General features: G+C 69.9%; 2 protein-coding genes. Both read right to left on the reverse strand.

All coding sequences use genetic code 11. The features are described 5' to 3' along the window. The coding region (locus tag WAW85_RS08385) for an ATP-dependent helicase (RefSeq protein ID WP_422559161.1) at positions 1-1288 on the reverse strand (1288 nt) is incomplete at its 3' end. Next, the coding region (locus WAW85_RS08390; protein WP_422559162.1) for a PD-(D/E)XK nuclease family protein at positions 1281-2915 on the reverse strand (1635 nt) is incomplete at its 5' end. The genes WAW85_RS08385 and WAW85_RS08390, both read right to left, overlap by 8 nt.

Raw genomic sequence — 2915 nt, forward strand, 5'->3', positions numbered from 1 at the left:
CATCCTCGACGTGCCCGGCGATCCAGTCACGTTCGTCAACGACGGTCTCGGTGAGGGCGAGCGCGACAGTGCCCTCCGGCGCGTCGTCGCGTGGGCGCAGCGTCGACACCGGAACGCCGCGCGCCCGCAGCTGCGCGGAGACTGCGTTGGCCAGGTACAGGGTGCCGCGGCAGTTGCGCCAACTGGTGAGCAGTTCGCGGCGTCGCGCCGGGCTGCCGTCGGCGCGCGGGAAGTCCCCGGCGAACCGCGGCAGGTTGGCCGCCGACGCGCCCCGCCAGCCGTAGATGGACTGGATGGGGTCGCCGACCGCCGTCACCGCGAGGACCGGACGATCGGCGGTGGGCGGACCGCCGAAGAGCGCGGACAGCAGCAGCCGCTGCGAGTGACCGGTGTCCTGGTACTCGTCGAGCAGAACCGCGCGAATGCCCGAACGTTCGGTGTCGACCGCTTCTGGTCGGGTGGTCACCAGCCGGGCGGACAAGGACATTTGGCTGCCGAAGTCCAGTGCACCTTGTTCGGTCATCTTCGCGCGCAGCGCCCGCACCAGCGGCAGCAGCTCGCGGCGCTCGTCCATCACTTCCTGCACCTTGCGCAGCTCTTTGGTCGGCGCGTCGCGCTGCCGCGCCCCCTTCGGCAGGGTGTCGATCATCGCGTACAGCTCGGTCCCGGCGGTGGTGAGGGCCGCGTCGTCGACGAGGTGTTCGGCCATTTCCGAATACAGATTCAACACCGTTTCGGTCACCCCGGCCGGGACTTTGCTGGTATTCAGCGGGTGCGGCCAGGAGGTGACGACGGAGAACGCGAGCTGCCAGAGTTCGGTCTCGCTGAGCAGGGTCGACGACGGTTCCACCGGCAGCAGCAAGCCGTAGTCGGCGATCAGCCGCCCCGCGTATGCGTGATAGGTGCTCACCTCGGCGTCGGCGCTGCGCAGTACCGCAGCCAGGTCCCCGCCCGGATCCCACTGCAGCAACGCCAGCGACCCAGCCAGCATCGACAGCCGTCGCCGGATGCGCGCACCGAGTTCACTGGCTGCCTTGCGGGTGAAAGTGAGGCCGAGGATCTCGTCGGGTGCCACCAGCCGATTGGCTACCAGCCAGACCACGCGCGAGGCCATTGTCTCGGTTTTACCCGCGCCCGCGCCAGCCACCACCAACATCGGCTCGAGCGGCGCCTCGATCACGGCCACTTGCTCGTCGGTCGGCGGCGGCAGACCGAGCGCCGCCGACAGCGAGCGGGCACCGATCAGTGGACGGTCGCCGTCGCCGGCCGGGCCGTGTTGCTCAGTCATCTGTCACCGCCTTACCGCGTAGTTGCGCCGGGCAGCTGCTGTGCAATCCGCAGTGCCCGCACCCGGAGTTCACTTCGGCCACGAAATGCGGGCCGATGCTCGCGCGCGCGGCACCGCGCACCACGGTGATCCATTCGTCCACCTGTTCGGGAGTAAGCGCGTCCTGGGATCGCTGCGCGGCGCCGGTCTTCTGGTTGGCGCTGGCCACGTAGACCAGTCGGCCACCACCGGTGGCCCCGGCTGGAACGCCATCCACGCCGCCCAGCACCAGCGCCAGCTGGTAGGCGGCGAGCTGCGGGTGCGCCGCGGCATCGGCGGCGGTGATCACCGTCTTCCCGGTCTTCACGTCCACCACGACGGGCCGGCCCAGATCGTCGGTCTCCAGTCGGTCGATGCGACCGATCAACGTCACTGGTAGATCATCGGGATTGCCGTGGGCATCGCGACCGGGCGGCAGCGTGGCGGACACGTCCACTTCGACGGCCACCTCGCTGAGCGTCGTACGCGACTGCTCTAGCCACGTGCGGAAGTTCATCAGCATCGCCTCGGCCCGCTGCAGTTCACGATCGCCGTACCAGGCGGCTGGCGAGGCGACACGATCCCAGATGTCGTGTAGCGCGGCGGTGACTTCGGCGTGGTCGAGTTGCCCGGCGACGGCCTGCACCAGCGTATGTACCAGGGTGCCGGTGACGGCCGGTTCGGCGTCGCCGTCGCGGCCGCCGTGCCGCTCCAGCATCCAGCGCAGCGAGCATTGGCTCAGCGCCTCGACGTTCGACGGCGAGAGGGTCCGCGGTCCGGATTCCCGATCCCACAATGGCGCCTCGCTGGACGGTTCCAGCAGGCCATACCACTGGTGCGGTGCAGCCCCGGGGACATCGGCGGCGGCCAGGTCGGCAAGCAGTTCGGCCGCGGCGTGCCGCCGCTCCTGCGTGCCAGCCGGATCGGTTAGCGACGAGCGCAGTTCGGCCACCATCGACGGCAGCGAAAGCATCCGGCGCAGTCCACCGTCGAGCGGGATGTCGTCGACGGATTCGCCGTGTCGGTCGTTGTCGGTGCCATAGCCGCCGAGCGCGTCGGCGATCTCCGGGATGAAGCGCGACGGCGAAGCATCGCCGGTACCGTCTTCCACCGCAGTGACCAGTAGTTCGCGCCGGGCCCGCGTGCAGGCCACGAGAAGCAGGCGGCGTTCGTCGGCGAGCATCGGCGAGTTGCGCGAGAGAGTGTTGAGCGCGGCGGCGTCGATCCCGTCGAGGACGTCGATCAACGCGGGGGTGCCGAGCACGCTGCCGCGACTGCGCAGCGACGGCCACAGTCCGTCGAGGACTCCGGCGACGGCCACCACCTCCCATTCACGCCCGGCCGCTGCGTGCGCGGAAACCAGCTGCACCGATTCCATCCCGGCCATCGGGGTCCGCGATTCACGCGGGATCAGTAGCTGGCTCAGATAGTGCAGAAAGCCGTCCAGCCCACCGGCCGGCAGATTGTCGGTGTACGCCGCGGCCGCCTCGAACAGGGCGAGCATGGCATCGAGGTCCCGGTCGGCTTGCGCGCCGGCGCGGCCCCCACGCAGCGACCGGGTCAGCCAGCTGCGTTCCAGCCCGGAGCGTTGCCACGCGCGCCACAGAGT

Source organism: Gordonia sp. (in: high G+C Gram-positive bacteria), assembly GCF_049299075.1.
In the GTDB taxonomy this organism is placed as follows: Bacteria; Actinomycetota; Actinomycetes; order Mycobacteriales; family Mycobacteriaceae; genus Gordonia.